This window comes from Lysinibacillus alkalisoli, assembly GCF_014643595.1.
In the GTDB taxonomy this organism is placed as follows: domain Bacteria; phylum Bacillota; class Bacilli; order Bacillales_A; family Planococcaceae; genus Metalysinibacillus; species Metalysinibacillus alkalisoli.
Genome location: NZ_BMJT01000003.1, coordinates 319,173 through 341,449, shown reverse-complemented (window position 1 = coordinate 341,449; position 22,277 = coordinate 319,173). Strand labels below are relative to the sequence as shown.

General features: G+C 36.6%; 22 protein-coding genes. 9 read left to right on the top strand and 13 right to left on the bottom strand.

Features of this window, described 5'->3' with window-relative positions:
- Positions 1-17: 17 nt before the first annotated feature.
- Positions 18-350: a hypothetical protein gene (locus tag IEW44_RS06115; RefSeq protein WP_188614153.1), complete on the top strand. Its 333-nt coding sequence runs from the start codon at positions 18-20 to the stop codon at positions 348-350.
- On the opposite strand, the gene IEW44_RS06110 is transcribed toward IEW44_RS06115, so the two are convergent.
- A complete protein-coding gene (locus IEW44_RS06110) occupies positions 347-952 on the bottom strand; it encodes a hypothetical protein (protein ID WP_188614152.1) in 606 nt (201 codons plus the stop codon). The two genes, IEW44_RS06115 and IEW44_RS06110, sit on opposite strands and share 4 nt — an antisense overlap.
- A gap of 336 nt (positions 953-1,288) precedes the next feature.
- On the opposite strand from IEW44_RS06110, the gene IEW44_RS06105 reads away from it, so the two are divergent.
- The 4 genes from IEW44_RS06105 to IEW44_RS06090 all read left to right on the top strand — a co-directional run bounded on the left by IEW44_RS06105 (position 1,289) and on the right by IEW44_RS06090 (position 4,715).
- A complete protein-coding gene (locus IEW44_RS06105; RefSeq protein WP_188614151.1) occupies positions 1,289-2,095 on the top strand; it encodes a HipA family kinase in 807 nt (268 codons plus the stop codon).
- Positions 2,092-2,958: a hypothetical protein gene (locus tag IEW44_RS06100; RefSeq protein ID WP_188614150.1), complete on the top strand. Its 867-nt coding sequence runs from the start codon at positions 2,092-2,094 to the stop codon at positions 2,956-2,958. Before IEW44_RS06105 ends, IEW44_RS06100 begins: the two co-directional genes overlap by 4 nt.
- Positions 2,959-3,045: 87 nt before the next feature.
- Positions 3,046-3,549: an ImmA/IrrE family metallo-endopeptidase gene (locus IEW44_RS06095; RefSeq protein ID WP_188614149.1), complete on the top strand. Its 504-nt coding sequence runs from the start codon at positions 3,046-3,048 to the stop codon at positions 3,547-3,549.
- Between the two features lie 20 nt (positions 3,550-3,569).
- Positions 3,570-4,715: a site-specific integrase gene (locus tag IEW44_RS06090; RefSeq protein ID WP_188614148.1), complete on the top strand. Its 1,146-nt coding sequence runs from the start codon at positions 3,570-3,572 to the stop codon at positions 4,713-4,715.
- Positions 4,716-5,831: 1,116 nt separating this feature from the next.
- Here IEW44_RS06090 and IEW44_RS06085 read toward each other — a convergent pair.
- Complete coding sequence (locus tag IEW44_RS06085; protein ID WP_188614147.1) at positions 5,832-6,698, bottom strand: aminoglycoside 6-adenylyltransferase; 867 nt, start codon at positions 6,696-6,698, stop codon at positions 5,832-5,834.
- Between the two features lie 85 nt (positions 6,699-6,783).
- Positions 6,784-7,260 (bottom strand): GNAT family N-acetyltransferase, encoded by a 477-nt coding sequence (locus IEW44_RS06080; RefSeq protein ID WP_188614146.1) that lies wholly within the window; start codon positions 7,258-7,260, stop codon positions 6,784-6,786.
- Positions 7,261-7,511: 251 nt separating this feature from the next.
- Between IEW44_RS06080 and IEW44_RS06075 the strand changes: the two genes are divergently transcribed.
- Both IEW44_RS06075 and IEW44_RS06070 read left to right on the top strand, forming a co-directional pair.
- Positions 7,512-7,685, top strand: coding sequence for a hypothetical protein (locus IEW44_RS06075; RefSeq protein WP_188614145.1), 174 nt, complete (start codon positions 7,512-7,514; stop codon positions 7,683-7,685).
- A gap of 148 nt (positions 7,686-7,833) precedes the next feature.
- On the top strand, positions 7,834-8,358 hold the full coding sequence (locus tag IEW44_RS06070; protein WP_188614144.1) for a YceI family protein: 525 nt from the start codon (positions 7,834-7,836) through the stop codon (positions 8,356-8,358).
- A gap of 103 nt (positions 8,359-8,461) precedes the next feature.
- On the opposite strand, the gene IEW44_RS06065 is transcribed toward IEW44_RS06070, so the two are convergent.
- Positions 8,462-9,664: an EAL domain-containing protein gene (locus IEW44_RS06065; RefSeq protein ID WP_188614143.1), complete on the bottom strand. Its 1,203-nt coding sequence runs from the start codon at positions 9,662-9,664 to the stop codon at positions 8,462-8,464.
- 216 nt (positions 9,665-9,880) lie between these two features.
- Between IEW44_RS06065 and IEW44_RS06060 the strand changes: the two genes are divergently transcribed.
- Positions 9,881-11,209 (top strand): sensor histidine kinase, encoded by a 1,329-nt coding sequence (locus IEW44_RS06060; protein WP_188614142.1) that lies wholly within the window; start codon positions 9,881-9,883, stop codon positions 11,207-11,209.
- 61 nt (positions 11,210-11,270) lie between these two features.
- The gene (locus tag IEW44_RS06055; RefSeq protein ID WP_188614141.1) at positions 11,271-12,347 is read left to right on the top strand and encodes a hypothetical protein; all 1,077 of its coding nucleotides are present in this window, start codon (positions 11,271-11,273) and stop codon (positions 12,345-12,347) included.
- 75 nt (positions 12,348-12,422) lie between these two features.
- Here IEW44_RS06055 and IEW44_RS06050 read toward each other — a convergent pair whose 3' ends face one another.
- From IEW44_RS06050 to IEW44_RS06010, 9 genes are all read right to left on the bottom strand, one after another.
- On the bottom strand, positions 12,423-12,845 hold the full coding sequence (locus tag IEW44_RS06050) for an acyl-CoA thioesterase (RefSeq protein ID WP_188614140.1): 423 nt from the start codon (positions 12,843-12,845) through the stop codon (positions 12,423-12,425).
- A gap of 48 nt (positions 12,846-12,893) precedes the next feature.
- Positions 12,894-14,630 (bottom strand): dynamin family protein, encoded by a 1,737-nt coding sequence (locus IEW44_RS06045; protein WP_188614139.1) that lies wholly within the window; start codon positions 14,628-14,630, stop codon positions 12,894-12,896.
- A gap of 155 nt (positions 14,631-14,785) precedes the next feature.
- The gene (locus tag IEW44_RS06040; protein WP_229704177.1) at positions 14,786-15,325 is read right to left on the bottom strand and encodes a methyl-accepting chemotaxis protein; all 540 of its coding nucleotides are present in this window, start codon (positions 15,323-15,325) and stop codon (positions 14,786-14,788) included.
- Between the two features lie 87 nt (positions 15,326-15,412).
- Positions 15,413-15,673: a hypothetical protein gene (locus tag IEW44_RS15995; protein WP_268236352.1), complete on the bottom strand. Its 261-nt coding sequence runs from the start codon at positions 15,671-15,673 to the stop codon at positions 15,413-15,415.
- 25 nt (positions 15,674-15,698) lie between these two features.
- On the bottom strand, positions 15,699-16,073 hold the full coding sequence (locus IEW44_RS15990; protein WP_188614136.1) for a protoglobin domain-containing protein: 375 nt from the start codon (positions 16,071-16,073) through the stop codon (positions 15,699-15,701).
- 226 nt (positions 16,074-16,299) lie between these two features.
- Entirely contained in the window at positions 16,300-18,009 is a 1,710-nt protein-coding gene (cydC, locus tag IEW44_RS06025; protein ID WP_188614135.1) for a thiol reductant ABC exporter subunit CydC, read from the bottom strand.
- On the bottom strand, positions 18,006-19,703 hold the full coding sequence (cydD, locus tag IEW44_RS06020) for a thiol reductant ABC exporter subunit CydD (RefSeq protein WP_188614134.1): 1,698 nt from the start codon (positions 19,701-19,703) through the stop codon (positions 18,006-18,008). Before cydD ends, cydC begins: the two co-directional genes overlap by 4 nt.
- Entirely contained in the window at positions 19,703-20,725 is a 1,023-nt protein-coding gene (gene cydB, locus IEW44_RS06015; protein ID WP_188614133.1) for a cytochrome d ubiquinol oxidase subunit II, read from the bottom strand. The genes cydD and cydB overlap by 1 nt, the downstream gene beginning before the upstream one ends.
- A complete protein-coding gene (locus tag IEW44_RS06010; RefSeq protein WP_188614132.1) occupies positions 20,712-22,115 on the bottom strand; it encodes a cytochrome ubiquinol oxidase subunit I in 1,404 nt (467 codons plus the stop codon). The genes cydB and IEW44_RS06010 overlap by 14 nt, the downstream gene beginning before the upstream one ends.
- Positions 22,116-22,277: the final 162 nt, after the last annotated feature.

The window sequence follows — 22,277 nt, the reverse complement described above, 5'->3', positions numbered from 1 at the left end:
TAGAATGGAGGAGACATATGGACTATACGTTTAAAATTCAAGGCTCTGCTGACGAGCCATATACAGTTCGCTTAACTAATACATCGGGTGATTTTAAAGCGATATGTGATTGCCCTGCTGGCAACCGTTTAGTGATGTGTAAACACGTTCTACCGTTTTTCGAGAACAAGTTACCAAAGGATATTATCAAAGGCGATGTAAATGCACTGGAGGAGATTCATGTAGCCTTTCAACAAAGCGAAGGTGCACCTGTTTTACAAGGAATGCAAGACATTGAACAACAAATGGCTGCACTGAAAAAAGAACTTGCTGATAGAAAGAAACAATTGGCACGGGTCACTTTAGGTTAATGATTAGCAAATATTCTAGTTAAAAACAAAGACACCTCAAGTAAATAAGATGTCTTTGTATATATTATTCTATTTTTTTGCATAACAGGATGCTCATAAAAATCTGAAGCTATAGTAGGTAAGTTTTGATATAAAAATTTGTCCCATGCGACTTGATCCAATTGGGACTTTGGAAAATCAAAAGACAATACCTTAACATCTTCTGTGTTTCCTTTAGTATCAACTAATGGCAAGTACCAAAGAACACTGATTGTATCAAACTCACCCAATTCATTTATCGGCTTAAGAATAGACACTGTGTCCATCCACATACCTGTCTTAACCATTTTGTCTGTCAAATTATCAGAACTGTTTAAGTGAATAACAACATTCTTATTATCAGGAATATCATTAATTTTCACTTCTCTAACGCGTTCTTTATCTGAGTTTGTAGTAGCTTTAATTTCGTCTTCTACAATCAGCTTCACACCATTTTCAGTAGCATCTCGTGGCTCGGACGCACTTGGCTCTTCAGTAGCCTTCTCATCATTGCTACAAGCAGCTAAAAGAAAGAGTGCTAAAAATAATGCTAAAACATTTTGAATTTTTTTGTATGTATTCATAAATACACCTTCAACTTCATTTTATACGATTTGTATTTAGAAATATATAGTAGTTGCCGTTTTGAAATGAGTAAACTTGTCTTTTCCGCTATATATACTTGTGAATATTTTTTATTAACAAAATTATGTATTTTTGTCTTATTCTCTCATAAATTATTTACGCAATTATATGTTATTAGAAATAGGGTAATCTAAAATATATGGTTAAATACCGAAAAATGTAAATAAACTTATTATGAAATATAGCTTTATAGAAAAGAAGGTAATTATAATTAATTATATAATAATTAAAAACTTAGATAGCCAGCTTAAAAACAAGTTAAAAGGCGGGATTAAGTGCTACAACGAAAAAAAATAGTGAATATAAAAAAAACAGTTATGGGAGCTGGTGTTACTAAACCTTTCTTAGCAGCAACAGAAGATGGAGGTATCTACGTCTGTAAAATACAAGATGACGATGTTTCAGGTAAATTAACTGTACTCAATGAATATGTATGTTATTGTATAGGTAGAAAAATAGGTTTACCTATTCCTGATGCAGTTTTTATTGATTTAACAATACTCACTTCGGATGATTTAAAACGGATAGACAGAGAAACATCTTCTTTAATTGGTTTCGGCAGTACCTACCTCAAGAAAGTGCATAATAAAGTTAATTCTATCGCACTTGACCAATCAGTGAATCACGCAATTATTCCAACATTATATTTATTTGATCAAATTATATTAAATGAAGATCGTGCTTATAATGATGGGAACTTACTTTTTGATTTTAAAAATAAACAGCTTATTGTAATTGATCACTCTCATGTCTTCAAAAATGGATTAATTTGGACGATTTCTAGCCTAGAACTTCATAAAGATCAATTACTAGTGAATAATGTAGATGGAAAGTACTATTCTCTCTTAACAATGTATATAAAAGGAAACAGCCCTTTTCAAGAAGCTTTAGAAAAATTTGCGCTAATTACTCCAGACTTTATAGAAAGCATACTACATGAGGTGCCTCTAGAATGGAATATTAGTCCAGAAGAAAAACTAGCCTTGAAAGATTTTTTATGCTATCGTTTAAATTTAATTCCTCAAATACTAGAAGGACTAAGAGATTATTGCCCTCGTTGGAAAGGAGGTAATTCTACATGAATAATATTTATTTTTCAATTGCAAAGTATGTACCTGATAATTTTAGAGATGAAAAAATAATATTTGGATTTGCCTATCACTACCCTAAAAAGGGGAAATTAGGTTTTGTTCATACTACAAATACAAATCGATTAAAAAGTTTTGACGATGAATTAGAATTAGATGAAATAACTTTTTTAAAAGACTCTTTGAAATTCGACTTTTCAATAGATAGTCTAGAAGTTGAAGATGAATTTGAACGCATAGAATCTCTTTTAAAAGCTGACAGTAAAGATTTATTGAATTACAAAATTTATAATTATGTTAACTCAATCTGCTTTGATCACATTGATGTACTCCCCAATCCTAAAACAGATGTGCCTAAAGATTACTTGGAATTAGTTCTAGAAGATTTAAAAGATCTATATCTTTATTATGATAAACCTAAAAATAAACGAATAGATAATAAAAGAGTCCAACGACTAACTAAACAAATTTTAAGAATTAAAAATAGAGAATATAAAGAAGCTCCAAAACCCAAGCCTCTAAGCTTTTATCTCCCTCCTTACGATTATGTAATAGAAGATAACTGTGTTAAGCACTATATTAAATCATTAAGTGTAGAATATAAACGCCCACATGATTTTTACTCTAATGTGAGAAGTATTATACTTTATATTAACTATTATAATGATTCTTACAGAGAAAAAATCAAAAAAAGCAATATGTACTTTGTAATAAACAACTGGGACTTAACCAATGAATATGAATCAATAGCAAAACAAGAACTATTAAACTATGGGCAATTAATAACTCTTCAAGACTTTGAAAAGAATTTCGACACTATTTTTAATAAGCCGAATCAGCTCTATCTAGATATATAAAAACAAAACCCCACTTCCTAAAAGTGGGGTTTTGTTTTATACTAAAATAGAACACTTGTTCCAAAACATAGAATTGGAGTTGGGCATATGTACTACACGCACACTGAGGATTTTGTTAAGCAGCTGTATACAAGGATTGGTATAAATTCCCATGAAGCATTGGATTATCGTATCATTGCACAAGCATTAGGCATTAAATTGTACTTATGGCCAAAGCGTAGTATGGCATTGTTTCATAATCAGCTCCCTTATATCATGCTGTATGACCAGCAAAATAAAGAGCAACAATGGCAAGATTTTTGTCATGAGCTTTGCCATGTGTTGTTGCATACTGGACATCAAGGTAATATGGCTCCCCTTTTTCGTGAGTATCAAGAGAATAAGGCAAACAATTTTATGTATCATGCCTGTATGCCAACCTTTATGTTAGATGCGCTACAAATCCGTGATTACATGCCCATAACAATAAGGCGCCTGCAACAGCTATTTGGTGTGGAGTATGACTTCGCATTGAAGCGTATAACGCAATACCTGATGAATCAGATGTTGCTCAATTGGAACGGTAGACATACAGACGCTGTGAAAGAATAAGAGAGAATGGAGGTTATGTTATGTATTGTAAGCAAATCAAAAAAGGGACTTGGCGTTGTGTTGGCGATGCAGGGAGAGATCCAGTGACTGGTAAGCGACGTCAATTTGCTCGCTCTGGTAAAACGAAACGTGAAGCAGAAACAAAAGTACAAGAAGCTATTTTTGAAGCCGATTTAAACACATATAGTAGCCATACCCCCTTCTCTACTTTCGCGGATTATTGGCTAGAGCTCTATACTATGCGTGGCAATAAAGAAACTACAAATCGCTACCGAGCTTATACCCTATCACTTGTTAAGGAGCAATTGGGTAATCGACCACTAAATCGGATTACTACCGATATGCTACAAAACTTGCTTGGCAGTTTCCTTACAGAAGGACGTGCTTATCATACGCTACGTGGTGTGCATAATGTATTAAAGATGCTCTTTGACCATGCGTATAAAATGCGTATTTTAGATGCAACACCAATGGATGGCGTGTTTGTACCTAAGAAGCGTTTAGAAGTGAAAGACGTGGATGGCAGTGAGGCGCAGAAATTATACTTAGAAAACCATGAGTTGAAAATCTTTTTAGATGAAGTCGCAAAGTATCGTAATATTGTGACACGCACGTTAATCTTTGTGCTTGCTTTTACAGGTATGCGCCCAGGCGAAGCTATTGCCCTGCAGCTAGAAGATATTAATTACACTACCAAAACAATACGAGTTAATAAAACAATGTTCTTTAAATCAGGTGTTATTAATGACTTTGAAGTCACACCACCTAAGACGCTTAATAGTGTTCGCATGATTGATGTAGATGATATTGTCCTAACGAAACTACAAGAGCTGGCGACCTACCGTAAACGCAAGCGTTGGGCAAAAAGCAAATTTATTTTTGCTGAAGCTGATGGCTCTCCTCGTACAGTCAAGCTACTTAATCAAACCATTAGACGGATTAGCGCACGTACATCTATTGGACGTCCTGTTAATACGTATATGCTGCGTCACACACACATTAGCTTACTGGCTGAAGCAGGTATTGAGCTCACCTATGTTATGAATCGTGTTGGTCACCAAAACTCGAAGACCACCACAAATATTTATCTTCATATCACACAAGGCATGCGTTCTAATGCCTCTGAAAAGATGGAAAATAAATTCTCCGATTTACTCCAAAATTAGAAAACGGGCTAAATGTGACTTAAATGTGATTTCAGTCACATTTGAGGTCAACATTAACCCGCTCAAACCCTTGATACATAAAGGTTTCCTCTATATTTGAAGGCTTATATTCATCGTACGCGTTCATATTTTCGCCCTCTTTCTTCTTTGTTCACAAAGCCTATTATAACAAGGATTACAAGCGATATCTAGTAAGGGAACTTTCACACTTTTCCTCCTTATTTCATGCTTTCTGTGACTTTCTCGTGATTTTTTGTGACTTTTATGTGATTTTTCAGCCCCATAAATCACAGCCATTTATTCACTCATCTTAAAAATCACAAAATAAGCCTTTGATAAATTTTTGTGATTTAGCCGATAACCTTATCCTATCCAAAAAGTGCAAAATAAAAAAGCCATGCGCTATTGTGAATGATACCAATAACACATGACTTTTATTCAATGTAGCTATTTTATTTGTCATATTCTCATGTAGGGAGTGACGAAAACAAAGATTTGCTAGAGGTGATTGTATCATTTCAATCCACACTCCCATGTAGGGAGTGACGCTAACTACAGCAAACCACACCCAAGTACACTGAAATTTCAATCCACACTCCCATGTAGGGAGTGACGCAGTTTTGGGGCAACTCAGCATCTTCGTTAGTATTTCAATCCACACTCCCCATGTAGGGAGTGACGGCAACGGGAGTATAAGAGGAGAGTTACCAAATATTTCAATCCACACTCCCCATGTAGGGAGTGACTTCTTCTTTATTATAAACCTTATAAATCAAGTATATTTCAATCCACACTCCCCATGTAGGGAGTGACAAAAAGCACACTATGCAGCTACTATTTTTGGTAAAATTTCAATCCACACTCCCCATGTAGGGAGTGACTGCGAGATATGGTTATCTCACGCCTTCATTGTACTATATCTAGGGTTTATTGGAAAGTTCTTTATCCTATGCTATTTGATAAGTGTATTATTTTGGTCATCTGGTGTGCGAACCCCCTAGGGATTTCATGGGCACTTCGGGTTCGCCACATGAGGTTCGCGCAAAGTGACATGTTCATTCATTTAAATTCTCCGTTAACTTCTGCGCAATCTTTTTAAAACCAGGTTACATCTATCTATTTAGTAGATGGATTCACAAAACAAACGTAATTTTGAGCAAGATACGTTTTCACCTTACTCGCATCTTCAGAAGAGTATTGGTAGCCAAGAATAGTAGCTACTTCAATAGCTACTTGTTCAAATAAATGGATAGCTTCAAATAATGAATACCAAACGTGTGCATACTCTCCAGCCGGGTAGGTTTTCATCAATCTTTTCCATATATCGTTAGCAAGATAGTTTTTTATGTACTTACTGTTTTTCCCTACACTCAGAGAAAAATTGGTTTCTATACCAACTTTCCACTCGAGCATTGTGAGCAACATTTTTCTTACACTATTTAAGTGGTCATAAGCATAAAGTATTTCTTGTCTCCATAACCCTTTTGCCACATAAGTTGTGAGCCACCAAAATTCATTACAACAATCTGCAAAAAATTCAGCTGAAGGCTTTTTTACCCAGTAATCTTTATCTGTTGGTTCAGAAAGCTTAGGCATATGCCCATCTTTATCTAATAAAATAACTGTCAATCCATCTTCAGCACAATACTTATCTTTTTCCTCAATCGGCATTAGCATTAAATCCATTCTATTCCCATCCTCAAATAACATTAAATAGGTAAACCTGCCACCTAATTCAGGTGGAAACATTGCCATATCTTCTGGCGTTTGCATGATGATTCTTTTACCGAAAACATCTATCCAATCCGGATCACTTAAAAACGAGGCTAATTCAGATACAAGGTAAACAATATCATAATCTCTGAAAGTGTCTTTAGGTACATTAGCGTTTGTTCGAGAACCATTCATTGCAACAGCTCGTACTCTCTCATCTTTGTTAGCTACTTGTAATATCAATGCCATCATTTCTTTTTCTGAACGCATTTTTCTCCCCCTAAAGCTTAACTTATTAAAATGTATTTCTACATATAAAGTTTAATTTTACTATGTCTATTGCTCCGCTTAACTATCAGGTTGTTAATTTCTTTCTCATTTTAAAATTAATCAACTTAACACCTTTACGTTCAACCGTTTGTAAACAAATGATATTGTAACCTTTATGTGCAAAAAATGATTTAGCTGTAATGCTTGAATCCGTTTCAATTACTAGGAGATTTCGTTTTTTCGCTTCACTTTCAAGCATATCTACTAATGCTGAAGCTATACCTTGACCTTGAAAATCTTTATGAACAAACAGTCGATCTAAGTACCCCTCATCAGTCAAATCACTAAAGCCCACTATTTTATCATTAATTTTTGCCACAAATGTTATATTGTGAGCTAATGAAACTTGCCACGAATTGATTGTCGATGCTTTGTCTTCTTTTGTTGCCCAAACATCTAATTGTTTTTGCGAATAATCTTTCAAATTAACGGAATGAACGGTTTCATAAAATAGAGAGACGATCTCCTCAGTATCCTTTTCCTTAAACTTCATAATAATCATTTTTTCATCTCCTTGAAAATAGCAACATATACAATAGCGCGATTTATCACCTTGTTATATTAATAGTAGGGAAGGCTAGTTTCGAGGTTGGCGACTGCACTTTTCTCTTCTATCCCCCCTCTTTCTACATCACTAGCACAATAAATCATTATCATAACACTTATATCATAAAATTAGCAGGCAAAATGGTTTCAACTGCGGTGTTTTAAGGTAAATAATAAATACTATCATATAATGGGAGGTTGGCAATCATGAAACAAGATAATCGTAAAACGGTAAAAGTAGAAGCTGAAATGCGTACAAAAGAGATTTCTAAAATGATTGATGAGGGCGGCCTTGGTGCAGATAAATATTATAAAATCAAAAAAGAATCTCCTTCTCCATCCACAGATCCAGGAGACAAACAGACTAAAAAAGACGCTTAATAAAAAAAACCAGTCACCACTTCCCGCATAGTGTGACTGGTTTTTTTATGAGTAATACGTAAGTTAGGTATTGACATCTTTTTACGCTATGGTATTATTAACTTAATTAATCTCGAATTCGAGATATTAGAAACTAGGAGGAATTATTATGACAAACTGGCAAGTCGATCAATCTCACTCACATATTAGCTTTGCGGTAAAGCATATGATGGTATCAAAAGTGAAAGGGCAATTTTCTGATTATACGGCTACAATTGAAGCAGCCGATTTAACAGACTTAACACATGCAATCATTCAATTTACTATTTCAACCGCTTCTATTGATACAAACTCAAAAGACCGCGATGACCATTTGCGTTCAGCTGACTTCTTTGATGCAGACCAATTCCCTAAAATCCAATTCACATCAACAGCCATTACTAAAAAAGGCGATGATTATGCATTAACAGGTGATTTAACTATTAAAGACATTACAAAACCTGTAACATTTGATGTCGCGTTTAATGGGAAAGGAAAAAACCCTTGGGGCGTTGATGTTTATGGCTTTGAAGCAGAAACAAAAATTAACCGTGAAGCATTTGGTTTAACTTGGAATGCTGCATTAGAAACAGGTGGCGTACTAGTGGGGAAAGATATTAAAATCACAGTGGAATTAGAAGTGAATCCTGCGTAACTAAAAAAGTGGTAAAGCGGAAATAAAACTCCCCTTTACCACTTTTATTGCGTTTTATATTACTGTATTGTTGTATCATCCGAATAATTGATTGTGAGCTACGTTATATTAAATCATGCTTAAAAATATAGTTATGACGCAAATCAATAAATAAAAATTCGCTATCATTCATACGTGTGGAGAAAGTACGGGTTAATTCACCTGTTTCAATATCGCTATAAGGGGCTGAAATAACGCATTCGTTTTCTTTACGCATTTTAACTAATGTCTCTAAAAAATACGGACGCCAGCTCCAATTTTTTTGCTCTGCTTCATAATTCACATGCCATATTCCTTCTTGTAAAATCACATTTGGGGTAGTTTGAAAACCATCTTCATTACAAATGTACATGCGAAAAGCACAATCAATCAGTGGTTTACCTAACGCCTCAAGATAACTTACTTTGTCATCCCCTAACCTCGTCTGTTTAATCACATTTGTCAATTGTTCTTCTACTGCTTGTAGCGCATCTAATTTTCGTTCGATTAACTTCTTTTCTGAGCTAATAAAACTTTGGCAATCTTCTTTAAAACGTGCCTTATGCACATCTTTAACAATAGGTGCATAATGGTAATCTGCTAAATAACTGCCTTGATAATAACGTCCCCCGTTGCGCCAAGCAAACTGCAATTGATAAATTGTGTCGATGCCTGTGAAAAATAAGCTCGCACCAATTTTATGTGCAATCATGCCAATCGCTGCGATCATGTCCATTTGCGAAGCCCATGACTCATAAGGTAATTGGGCAATGGATATTTTCAAAACGTTAGGCTCTAATTGCGTGACGTGTTCAATATGGCTTTCAGAGCCTACTTCAGCAATCGCAATTTTAATACCATAGGTTTTGAAATATTTCAACACATGTTGCAATTGCTCAACTTGTTGTCCTTCTAGACGTTCTGTTGTCTCAATAACAATGCGTCCTAACTCCTCATCAATTAAATATGTGCGCAAAACAGCTAAGTGTTTTTCGCCATATGCCTCCATCAATAACGTCGAATGACAAGCTAAAAATAACGACACCTCCTCATCAAAGTTTTGGAAGGCAAATAGCGCTTTCTTCATAAATTGTAATTCCATATCTAAACGATACTCAATAGGAATATCCTCGTCTTCAATAAATGGCTGTATTGTATGTAACTCACCGTCTATCAAAATTTCGCCTCGTGCTTCATAAGCGACTACAATATGTTCATCTGCACTAAAAATAGGCTGAAACTGTACGTTTAGCTCTGATAAATTTGTTAAAAAATCAATAGCATCCATGCGTATTCCTCCTTGCTACACTACGCGTTAAACAACTCTATCATACTGTTTTTCTTCCTTGCTTTGCAAATACTCCTCTCGAATAATGGCATTTTACACACTGTTTATTTATAATTTCGCAATAACTGTAGTGTATACTACTCCGTACACTTACATTACATATCAAGGAGACTGTATCATGATAACTATTTTTCACCATTTGAGGCATATACTATTATGAAGATTCAAAAGAAATTTGTACTCGCCTTACTCATCACCTTTATATTGACATTATTATTAGTCCATACCTTACTCAGTCAAACATTAGCACAGCATCAGGAATTGACATTGACTGAGCAAACTACCCAATTAAAACAAACATCAAAACGCTATATTATGCAGTTTCGCCAACTGGCTATCTCGCCTCATTTATTGCAAACACATGCCACTGAGCTCACACAAAATTTAAGTAATATGTATCTTCAACATGTGGCGCTTTACACAATAGAAGGCAAGCTATTACATGAGGCTTTACCTGCTAAAAATAAGCTATTGTCACAAAAATCAATTGCACCTAACAAGGAACTATTAGCATTAGCCAAGCAAAATAAAGCAGGGTTTGTAATTGAGGAGGGGTTTGTACAATTTGCTTATCCGATATACATTTACGGAGAATTGATTGGCATCATTCACTTTTCGCAAGATTATTCGGCGACTAGCGCCTATTACGAACAATTAAAACTGTCTGCCATGACGGTACTGACAATTATTTTTATTTTAATCTTTTTAATTATTTTTGTACTAACACGCCATATTAGTATTCCTATTACAGCATTAGCCAAAGTGGCTACCCAAATTGCAGATGGACATTATGATACGCCGCTCCCTGCCGTTACAAAAGATGAGATTGGTGATTTGACAAAAGCCATTCACCACATGCGGGCTACCATTCATAGTGAGAAACAAAAACAAACACGTTTCTTTCAACATATGACACATGAGCTTAAAACCCCTATTACAAGCATTTCTGGGTACGCACAAATTTTAGGTGATGCCTCGTTCCATGACCCTGTCTTTACTAAACGTGCCATAACAGCCATTCATAATGATGCCAATCATCTCCATCAACTTGTAAAAAAATTATTGTATTTAACAAAACTAGACTTATATACACCACAAGTGACAGCCATTAACGTATTACAGATTGTCAATGAATTTTGCCCCGTCAAAGGGCAACCGATATGGATCAATGGCAATGAAGACGAGCTACGGATTTTATTTAGCAATGTTATTCATAATGCCACAACTCATGGTAACAATGTTGTTGTCACCATGACAGATGTGATTACGATTATGAATGATACTAAGCCCATCCCTTCACGTGTTTTAGACAATATATTTGAACCCTTCGTACATAATAATACACCTACAAGTAACGGACTTGGGTTATATATTGCGAAACAAATTACTGAAGCACATCAAGGGCATATCACCTTTACCTATCAAGAGGGGCGCGCAATTGTCACAATAGACTTTAGCAACAAGTTGGCAATAACTGAAACATAATCGCAACAACTATGTATTATAGTGGAAATTGAGAAATAACTACTTTTTAGGAGGCAATAGCATGAAACGATTTGGCACATTAGTATTAGCCATCACATTATTAAGTGCTTGTAGTACAGAAGCTATGGTACAACCTACCATCATTACAGAGAACGCACAACTAGAGAGTGAAACATCTGACGGTGCAATACACTATACAGAAGAAGAGACCATTGTACTTCCTGAATATATTTCCTTTTCCGAATTACGTGGTGAAACAGCATTCTTCATTAAGGATAATCAAACGTGGAAAATGAATATTTATGACCAAAAACCTGAATTTGCAAGCTCCTTACCTGTAAGATATATCTCAGAGGATGCCTCTGTGGCGATTGCCTTTGAAGAAGAAGACCACACCTCAGATACCGAGATTACAGTAGTTCGGTTACAAGATGACAAGCAGACTTCAATTGGGATCCTTGATAATTTTTCGATTCGTTTTTTACAAAATAATATTATTGCTTCCTTCCTCTATGACCAGAAAACCGAGAAACAAAGCTTGGCACTAATTGATGCTAAAACTGGTGAGAGAAATGACCATGACTTAAGCGAGGTATGGACGAGTTTGCAAGGCATGCTCTTTGCCATTGCAGAGCGCACAACCGATTACTATACGATGGCTACTTCTGATACAGCGCCAACGGTATTTACCCATGTCAAAAAAGACGGCACACAAGTGCCATTAATTGAGGACATTGAAATCCATGATAGTACACTATTAAAAAATGGCAACTTTATCATTTCAGGAACAATTAAAAATAATTCAGGCATATTCCTCTATCATACAAAAAAGAATACACTGCATTTATTAGCAAATTATTCAGAAAGCGGATATATGACTTTTTATAATATTTCACCAGATGAAACCATCATCCTATTTACAACAGAATCTGATATAGAGCATAGAAGAAATATTTATGCCGCTAATTTAACGGATAATGGCATTATTAATACGACACAAATTATAGCCGATGTCCATAGCCCTGATATATCTTGGGATGATAAAACAGCCTATATCTCATTCGCTAATAATATGGACACCTACACGGTTGGTAAAATGGCAACATTGAGTGTAAAACCCATTACGTTCACACCATAACTTACCCAAATAAAAAACAGCAAGCGACAATTGTCGCTTTGCTGTTTTTTTACTAACTCCGTATCTCATAGCCATTTATTGTTGTTTCACTACTTTAGCATATGTATCATGCCAATCGGGTGCTATTTTTTTAAGTGCCACAGGTCTCAAACCTTCTTTTGTCACTAAGGCATGTACAGAGCTTGCTGTAGCAGCTACTGTACCATCCTCATGTAAAATCTCATAACCGTATGTTGTACGTACACGCTCATGCTTTTCAATCCATGTTCTCACTGTAGCGGTTTGTCCATAACGCAATGCCGCTTTGTATGAAATCGTTAAATCCATCACAGGCGAGACATAACCAATATCCTCAAGCTCTGCGTAACTATAGCCTAGGTCGTGAATAAGCTGTGTGCGCCCTAACTCCAAATACACAATATAATTTGCGTGGTAAACAACACCCATTTGGTCTGTTTCTCCATAACGCACTTCTACTTTTGCTTCACTTGTAAACAAATCAATCACCTCTATACTAGTATAACGCAATTACGCATATTATGGGGATTAGGGTAATTGATAAGCGTCTGGTAATGGTGGAATATCTGCCGATTTCAATCCGTTTTCTTCCAGTGAAAGCTCATGCACAACATAATTCGTTAAACTCTCCAGTCGTTTTTCGTTTACGGCATTAATCGCTCCACTACGTGCTAAAATACCATTGCCAGATAAATCTACATGAGAGATTTGTTGAATTAATGTTTCGATATAAACTTGCTCTCGCTCATTGATTGGTAAGGCGGTTTGTTTAATATATGGCCATACTACGTCACGTAAAATGCCTTGTGCTTCAATCAAACAATTAAACTCTGTCATTTTCACTACGCTTAATTTGAGTTGTGCTAACTCTTGTTGTCTTACTGTCATAATACGATTAGCTGTTTGATAATGATAGGTTAACTCATCACGATGCAACTGTTTAATCTGAGGTTCCACACCATCCCACAGACTAACAACTATCATTTCTGCTTCCGCAATTTCATTATAGTACGCTACCATTTCTTGATAGGCTTCGTCTAATACATGTTGCTCGTTCGTTTGTTCACATAAATCTTCATACATTTTATACGCTTGGCGATACGTTAATACTTTTTGCAAATAAGTATTCGCTTTGGCGATAAAATCTTCTATAGTAGAATTTTGCAATGCCTCAAAGCCTTCAATTTGCTGTACTAATTGATACAATGTACGCACTTGTTCAAACACTTTAGCCGCTTTTTGATAGCTTTTTTCATGTTGTTGGATGGCTGCAATGCTTTCTTGTTGTTTCGCTGTTTCTAGCATCACATTCGCATGGTAACGTTCCAATTCTTGTACGGCTGATAGTAATGGCTCACGTTCGGGCAATAGGCTCGTCTCAATATCAAAACGCTCTAACCATTCTATAAAACGTAGTAAAATACGCCTTGTACGTTGCTCCTTTTGTGCACTCAATGTTTGCAATTTTGCAGATAAGCGCATAAACTGACTTTTTTCCCATTGCTTAACATCGCCTGTTTTCACATAATTTTCAATCGCTAAAGCATCCACTACGTCGTATGCGGTAAACAAATGGGCATAATTTTGCTGTAATTGTTGGATAAATTTTTCATTTATCGTACGGTCTACCACTTGATTAATTAACACATGTATCATGATGCCACATTCTTGTAAATGTTCAATTAACGCCACTTCATCTTGTGTAATCTCAAAGTCTGGACGCAGTACCCAAAATACTTCATCAATACGTTGAATGAGCGAATGCGATAAAAACATCGCATCTTCTTGCTCTCGCTTAACAGCTAGCGCATCAATCAAAGTCATTTTCTTTAATATTTCACTTTTTACAAACACATCCACATAATCAATATGGTCTTGTAAAATTTGAGAGGTGAAATTTTCTGAGTTTGTTAATAGGGGGAGATGTTTTAAGCCAAAGTCTTCTACCACTTCATCGTAAAAGAAAGCTTTTACATGTTCATGTTCGCCATAGCGTACAAATGTATTCGCTGTAGCCATTTCTCCTCGTTTGCGAATGAGCACTTCACGCCCTATTAAACCATTAATAATAGTTGATTTACCTGTTTGACGGTTACCGAGAAAAAGTACGAGTGTTTCATTACGAGCATCCGCAATAATTTGTCGTAATTGACGTTTTGTTTCGACAATATATGTATTATCCGCTATGGTTTGAGATACTTGGTCAAGCTTGTCCGCCAATTCTAATAAAATCTTTTCCCAAAACTGGGCATTATGTTGCTCCATATAACTTCCTCCCCATTGCTGGCCTAAAAAGTGTACACTACTTTTCAACCACATAGCTAATCTTTCATTATATCGGCTATCTCTACACTTTCTTTAGCACTAGGTAATTTTACCAAAAGAAAATACCTAAGTATGCAACTTAGGCATTTCGTGTTTTAAAAGTTTTGAATGGTTTGGTCTAAAATACTTGCCGATTCTTCTAACTGTTCAGAAGAACTCCCCATCGTTGCAATAACGGTAGAAAGCGTGCTAATTTGTTGACTCACACTTTGGAAATCATTAATGGTACTTTCTACATTTGTAGAAATGCCTTCAAAGGCTACCATTAATTTTTCATTTTCCTTTTTACCAATATGCATAAGGGCTTGGATTTGTTCAATCGCCGCAACCACATCATTTGTCACAGCATTTGACTCCTCAATTAGTGACGCAATTTGCTCGACAGATGCTTTCGTTTCGTCTGCTAGTTTACGCACCTCATCTGCCACAACGGCAAAACCTTTACCATGTGCACCTGCGCGTGCTGCTTCAATCGCAGAGTTAAGCGCAAGCAAATTTGTTTGATTGGCAATCGTTTTTACAATTTCAATAACATTTTTAATCTCATTAGAAGAGCCGTTTAACTCTTGTACCATATGTGACATTTCTAGTGTTTTATTATGTATCATTCCCGTTTGCTCATTCAATGCTTGCATCTGTTTGCAACCTTTTTCGGATGCTTTTTTCGTTTCGGTTGCCTCTTCCATACTTATTTTTAAATTATGCTCTACTTCGACTGTACTTTATATGAGTTCAGCAACTGCTTGTGCCGTTGAACGCGATTGCAATTCCAAATGCCCTGAAACACTCCCTAATTCTTCACGAACGCGACGGTTAATTTCTTCTTGTTTCTCTTGCACAATGGTAGTAGAAAATTTATCATATTCCTCCAGCACAAGCTGTTGCTCAAAGTTACAAATCTTGCCGAGTGATTCGATTAATGCTAACTTGATCTCTATTCGTTCATCTAATTGTAAAATCACACGGCGAACATCTTTCTCCAAACGTTGAAAAGCGGCCAAATACCATTTAGGATATAGGCCAATGCGTACATGATACCCGCCCTACTTTTTGACGCACGTTAATAAATGCATCGTCGATTTTACCAGAAAACATCTGTTGCACATGTGTAGTCAATGTTTGTCGTAAGCGGGTAGTTGTACTATTATCTGCAATAATTGCTTTTAAATGTGGCACTTGTTCAATTGCCTTGTAAAAATTATCAACTATTGGCTTAATGTGTTGCTCTACATACGGTTGCAAAGCCCGTATTTTTTGTAAGTCCTGGTCTTCTAATTCAATAATACAAAGCTGCAAGCGATGTTCTGGATTAGTGACAAAAATACCTACATCAGTATAATTCCTTTCAAAGTCTGTGGCTTTATACTTTTTTGTGCGGAACATAATTTCACTCCTTTAATTACTAGTCTAAATATAATAATACTATTTTCCTAAACAAACGCAACTTATTTTTCATGTCGCTAATTTGCTGTGAAAAATGGGTATTTTCTTATTCAAAGATAATTACTACCTTAAAAATAGGTCTTAAGGGAAAGCTATTACTATTATAAAAATAATTCCAATGATTAGATTTCACATCCTTTAATCATTGGAATTATATAAATGTTATTTAATCACCATAATCTAACGCATACAGCTGACGGTATCTTTCGTTATTGCTAAATAATTCCTTATGAGTGCCTATCATAACAATTTCGCCTTCTTCCATAAAGATAATACGATCCATTTCTTCCATCATTGTTAAATGATGCGTTACCCAAATGATCGTTTTATTTTGGAGCGCTTGGAAGGTCGTTGTCATCAATTGACGCTCTGTGATGGGGTCTAAGCCTACTGTTGGCTCATCTAATACTACAATGGGTGTGTTTTTTAGTAAAATGCGAGCTAGTGCTAAACGCTGACGCTCACCACCTGAAAAACGTTGACCTGTTTCTTCGGTTTGTGTTTTTATCCCTAAAGGTAATGTAGATAAATAGTCCTGCAATTGTACAATTGCAATGGCATTTGCTACTTCTTCATCTGTCGCTTGTTGGTTGCCTAATTTAATATTATTTTCTACAGATGTTGCAAATAAATAGGGCTTTTGATTTAATACCGACACGTAATCATAAATCGTATCACCAAATTGTGTGGTAAGCGTATCGCCAAGTGTTACTTTTCCTTGTTGTGCTTGTAGGTTGCCTAGTAATAGTTGTACTAATGTAGATTTACCTGCACCACTTTGCCCTAGTATCGCAATTTTTTCTCCTGCTTGAATGGTCAAATCAACCTGAGCAATAGCAGGTGTTGTTGCTTGGTCATACGTAAATTGCACATGTTGAAAAGCTATTGTAGTATGTGCAATCGTAGGCGCAACTGTTTGTGCTTCATTTTCCTCACGTTTTATCGCATTTATTCTTTGTAATGAAGATTCATACACAGGTATACGCTCTATTGCATGAGACATGGGGATTAACCCTTCTAAAATAGGCATCACGACTAAGGTGAAGGCTGCGATATACGTAGGTAAAATAACGCCTTCTGCAGCTTGATTGCCCGCCCATAACCCTACAATAATTACAAAAACACCTGTTATTAATTGCAATTGCAAGTTGCGTGACTGCTGCCAATGCCCCAACGTTCGCTCTAACTTGTCTGCCTCTTTAGCTTGGCCTAAAAAAGAGGTGATAAATTCGTGGGAGCGCCCACTAATTAGCCAATCCTGCATCCCTAAAAATGCATCCGTTAATGTCGTGTATAACGTCCGTTGTGCTTGTTGTGCTTTCATTTGATGTTGTTTCATTTTAAATAATGACCAAGCAGGATAAACAAACGCTACAACACCTAGTAACAATGCCATTAAAAGAGCAAACGGCCAATCAATAACCGCCAATGCAATAACGGCATACAACAATACAAATAAACCAATTAATGTAGGAAATACGGTACGAATATAAGCATCTTGTAAGTGTTCAATATCATCTGCTAACGTGCCTAATAAATCACCTGTTGTAAAACGTTCGCGTATGAACAAAGCTTGTGGTTCAAGTGCCTCGTATAGTAACACACGCATTTTAGCTAAAATCTCTAATACAGCATTATGCCCCACTAAACGCTCGACATAATGAAATACCGCGCGGGAAATCCCTAATGCACGCACAATGACCGTTGTTACATAAACCATCATAATATTTTCTGGTCGCTCGGATGCTCGACTAATTAAATAGCCTGATGTAAATGTTAACATTGCTGCAGATAGTAAGGCGAGTATGCCCATTAATATCGTGAGAGCCATAGCTAATTTATACTTTTTCATATAATGCCATAAATGTGCTATCATTCTACCTCACCTCTTTGAGCTTGTCTTAATTTTACATAGGCACCATTGCGTTTTATGAGCGCCTCGTGGCTACCAATCTCCACAATATGCCCCTCTTCTAGCACAATAATTTTATCCATATGAGGCATCCAGTGTAAACGGTGCGTCGCAAAGATCACAGTGCGTTCTTCAAATAACGACAACATGATTTGTTTAATATCATGCTCTGTTTCAATATCGAGATGCGCAGTTGGCTCATCAAATAACAAAATAGCTTGTTGTTGTAACAAGGCACGAGCTAACGCCACACGCTGCTCCTCTCCACCACTTAATGTACGCCCCCCTTGTCCAATAGCTTCTGATAATCCATTGGGAAAACGCTTTACTAATGGAGATAACCCCACTTGTTGAATAGCAGCTAACACCTCTTCATCTGTAGCATGTGGTGCATAAAAACGAATGTTATCACGTAACGTCATCGCAAAAATTGTTGTATGTTGCGGAATGTAGGATAACTGTTTGCGCCAATCAGGCGTCGTTAATGTGTCATACGTTTGACCACGCCATAAAAATTGACCTTCACTCGGCTTAATATTGCCAGCTAACAAGGCAATTAACGAAGATTTACCTGCGCCAGAGCTGCCAACAATCCCAATCCGCTCGTTATGACCAATTGTCGCTTCTAACTCTTTCAATCGTCCTTCTAGTGAAACATGTTGCAAAGTGAGCGTATCATTTACTTGCCACTTTGGCATTTGAATAGCTAATTCGGGCTGTTGCTGTTGTAAAATCTTCTCAAACTCCTTAGCAGCATCTTGCCCATCTTTTGTCGCATGAAAATCATTACCTAACTCACGCACGGGCATAAAATATTCAGGTGCTAATATTAAAACGGTCAGTGCCATCTCTAAAAACACCATACCTTCAATTAAGCGGTAGCCGAGACCAACTGCTACTAAAGCAACAGATAAACTAGCAAAAAACTCCAGAGCAAATGAGGAGAGGAAGGCATAGCGCAAAGCATAATTGGTTGCGATGCGATATTTGTTACTCACCGTAGCAATGGCATCCCGATGCCCCTTGCTTTTGCCTAAATACTTTAGCGTAACAAGCCCTCGTAAAGAGTCCACAAAGTGCCGTGATAATAAACGATACGTCTCCATTTGTGCGTTAATTTTATTTTTAGATACGATACCGATTAAGATTAAAAAGATAATGAGCACAGGTAAGACAATGATGAGCGTAATACCTGAGATCATATCTTGTGTTAGTACATAAAGTACGATGGCTGTTGGAATAATGACCATTGCCAACATGCGCGGAATAAATAATTGTACATACGTTTTAAATTTAGGTATCCCTTCTAACACTAATGTTAGTAAACTCCCTGTCCCATACTGGCTTGCTTGATAAGGGCCCTGTGCAAAAATGGCGGTGAGCAAACGCTCACGATATTGCTCTGCTACTTGCTCGCTATAATGCTGAGCAATGCGTTCTTTTGCCCATTGCAACGCATGACGTATGGTAAAAGCGAGTAAAAAAATAGCAAACGACATGAGCGCCGTCTTAGACGGCGCACCATGAAACATTTGCGTAATGGCTTTTGCTAAATATATCGCTTGCATAACGATGGCTACTGCTTGGAGTGCAGTAATCACACCAATTTGCAAGAACACTTTTTTACTACCTTCATATTGTAAGAGTTGTTTATCCATTAGTAACCAACTTCCTCTTTGCTGCTTTTAATTCGTTTTCTAAAGATGTAATACGTCCATGCGGTGTAAGCTAATACAATGGGTACCATTGTTAACGCAACATACGTCATAATCTTCAAGCTATAATCTCCTGAAGCGGCATTATACACTGAAATATTATTTGCTACATCTGTTGAGCTAATTAATACATTTGGGAATAAACCAACAAAGAAACTAGAGACAACAATCACAAAGAGTAAACCCGTTAGTAAAAAGCTCAGTCCCTCACGGTGTTTGTTCATCGTTATAAATAATGCAGCATAAAGCACAGCACCTACAATGAACATTGGCATAATTAAGAAACCAAGTTTCCCTTCTGTTGCTGATGTTTGCATGACCGTAAGTAACACAAAGGCAATGAAAAGAATACCCGTCACCACATACATCTTTTTGGATTGTTGCAATGCTCTTGCACGAATATCATCAACCGTTTTTAAACCGATAAAGAATAAACCATGTAAATAAGATAAGGCAACAAAGAATAGACCGCCTACGATAGTGTACAGATTTAAAATATCACCAAAGAAACTCGCATTAATATTCATTTCTGCATCAATTGGCAATCCCTTTAACATACTAGTGAACAATACACCTACTAAAAATGGTGGTAAAATACTACCAATCAGAAGTGCATAGTCCCATGTGCGATGCCAAGCATGCGACTCACCTTTTTCTCTAAACTCAAATGATACCCCTCGCACAATAAGTGCTAATAATAACAACACAAATGGCAAGTAATAGCCACTAAACACAGAGGCATACCAGTGAGGGAAGGCAGCAAACATCGCACCACCTGCTGTAATCAACCATACTTCGTTAGCGTCCCAAACCGGCCCTATCGTTTTAATCATAATCTCACGTTCTTCTTTGTTTCTCGCTAAGAAACGTGTACTCATACCAACCCCAAAGTCGAATCCTTCTAGAAACATAAATCCAACGAATAAAACGCCTATTAATAGAAACCAAAACTCACTTAGCTCCATGTGTTACGCCTCCCGTCTCAAATGGGTCCGTTGTCGAAACATCTTCCTCTTTAGGCTCCTCTGGACCACGTTTAATCACTTTAATAAATAACATGACCATAATGACACCTAAAATTGTGTAAATAGTAGAGAAAGCAATTAACGAGAACAAAATTTGCCCTGCCGTTACATTTGGTGAGATCCCAGCAGACGTTAACATTAAGCCATTTACTACCCATGGTTGACGCCCAATCTCTGACATAATCCAACCAAATGAGTTTGCAATATAAGGCATAAATAAACTTGCAATTAATAATTTTAATACCCATGGCTTCGTTTCTAATTTTTTGCGCCATGCTAAAAATAAACTTAAACCAGATAGCACAATTAATACGCCACCTAAACCAGCCATAATACGGAAGCTCCAAAAGACAGTTTTAACAGGTGGAATATAAGAACCTTCCCCATATTTCTCCACCATTTCTTTTTCTAACGTATTCATCCCTTCTACTTTACCGCTAAATTCACTATATGCTAAATAGCTTAGTAAATAAGGTACTTCAATACGCCCTGTACTCTCGCGATTCTCCACATCAATATTAGCTACAACTGTCCATGCAGCTGGGTCTGAGCTATCTTCCCATAACCCTTCTGCTGCTGCCATTTTCATCGGCTGGGCATGCATTAAATAAGTCGCTTGTGAGTGCCCTGAAAAAGCAATACCTAATGCTGCGGCTAAACCAACCACTAAACTCACATTCATCGAACGTTTATATAAATCTAAATCGCGTTTCTTTAAAATATTCCAAGCACTCACACCTGCGATGAAAAATGCACCTGTTGCAAAACTTGCAAAAATTGTGTGAGGGAAAGCTACCCATAATTTTTCATTCGATAATACAGCTAAAAAGTCATTCATTTCCGCACGGCCATTATTAATGGCATATCCCACGGGATTTTGCATGAATGAGTTAGCTACTAAAATCCAAAATGCGGATAAGATCGTACCGATTGATACAAGCCAAATCGACATTAAGTGGATACCTTTTGGAACCTTCTTCCAACCGAAAATCCAAATCCCGATAAATGTTGATTCTAAAAAGAATGCTAATAAAGCTTCTACTGCGAGCGGTGCACCAAAAATATCACCGACAAATCTTGAATAATCAGACCAGTTCATACCAAACTGGAACTCTTGAATAATACCTGTTACAACACCTACTGCGAAGTTAATGAGGAAAAACACACCCCAAAACTTCGTCATTTTTAAATAGACTTCTTTTTTCTTAATTACATAAAGTGTTTGCATAATCGCCACGATAAATGCGAGACCAATAGATAATGGTACGAATAAAAAGTGGAATAAGGTCGTTGATGCAAACTGAAGTCTAGCTAAAATGAGTTCTTCCATGTATAAGCTCTCCTTTCGCTTTCGCAAAATCAACTTCTATAACTAATTGTACGAGCTTTCTATTCAAATTTCGTGACTATTGTGTAAATACCTTGTTACAAACCTCGTAACAAATGGGGTTTTACTCGCTTTCTCGTGATATTTTAGACACATTTCACGTAG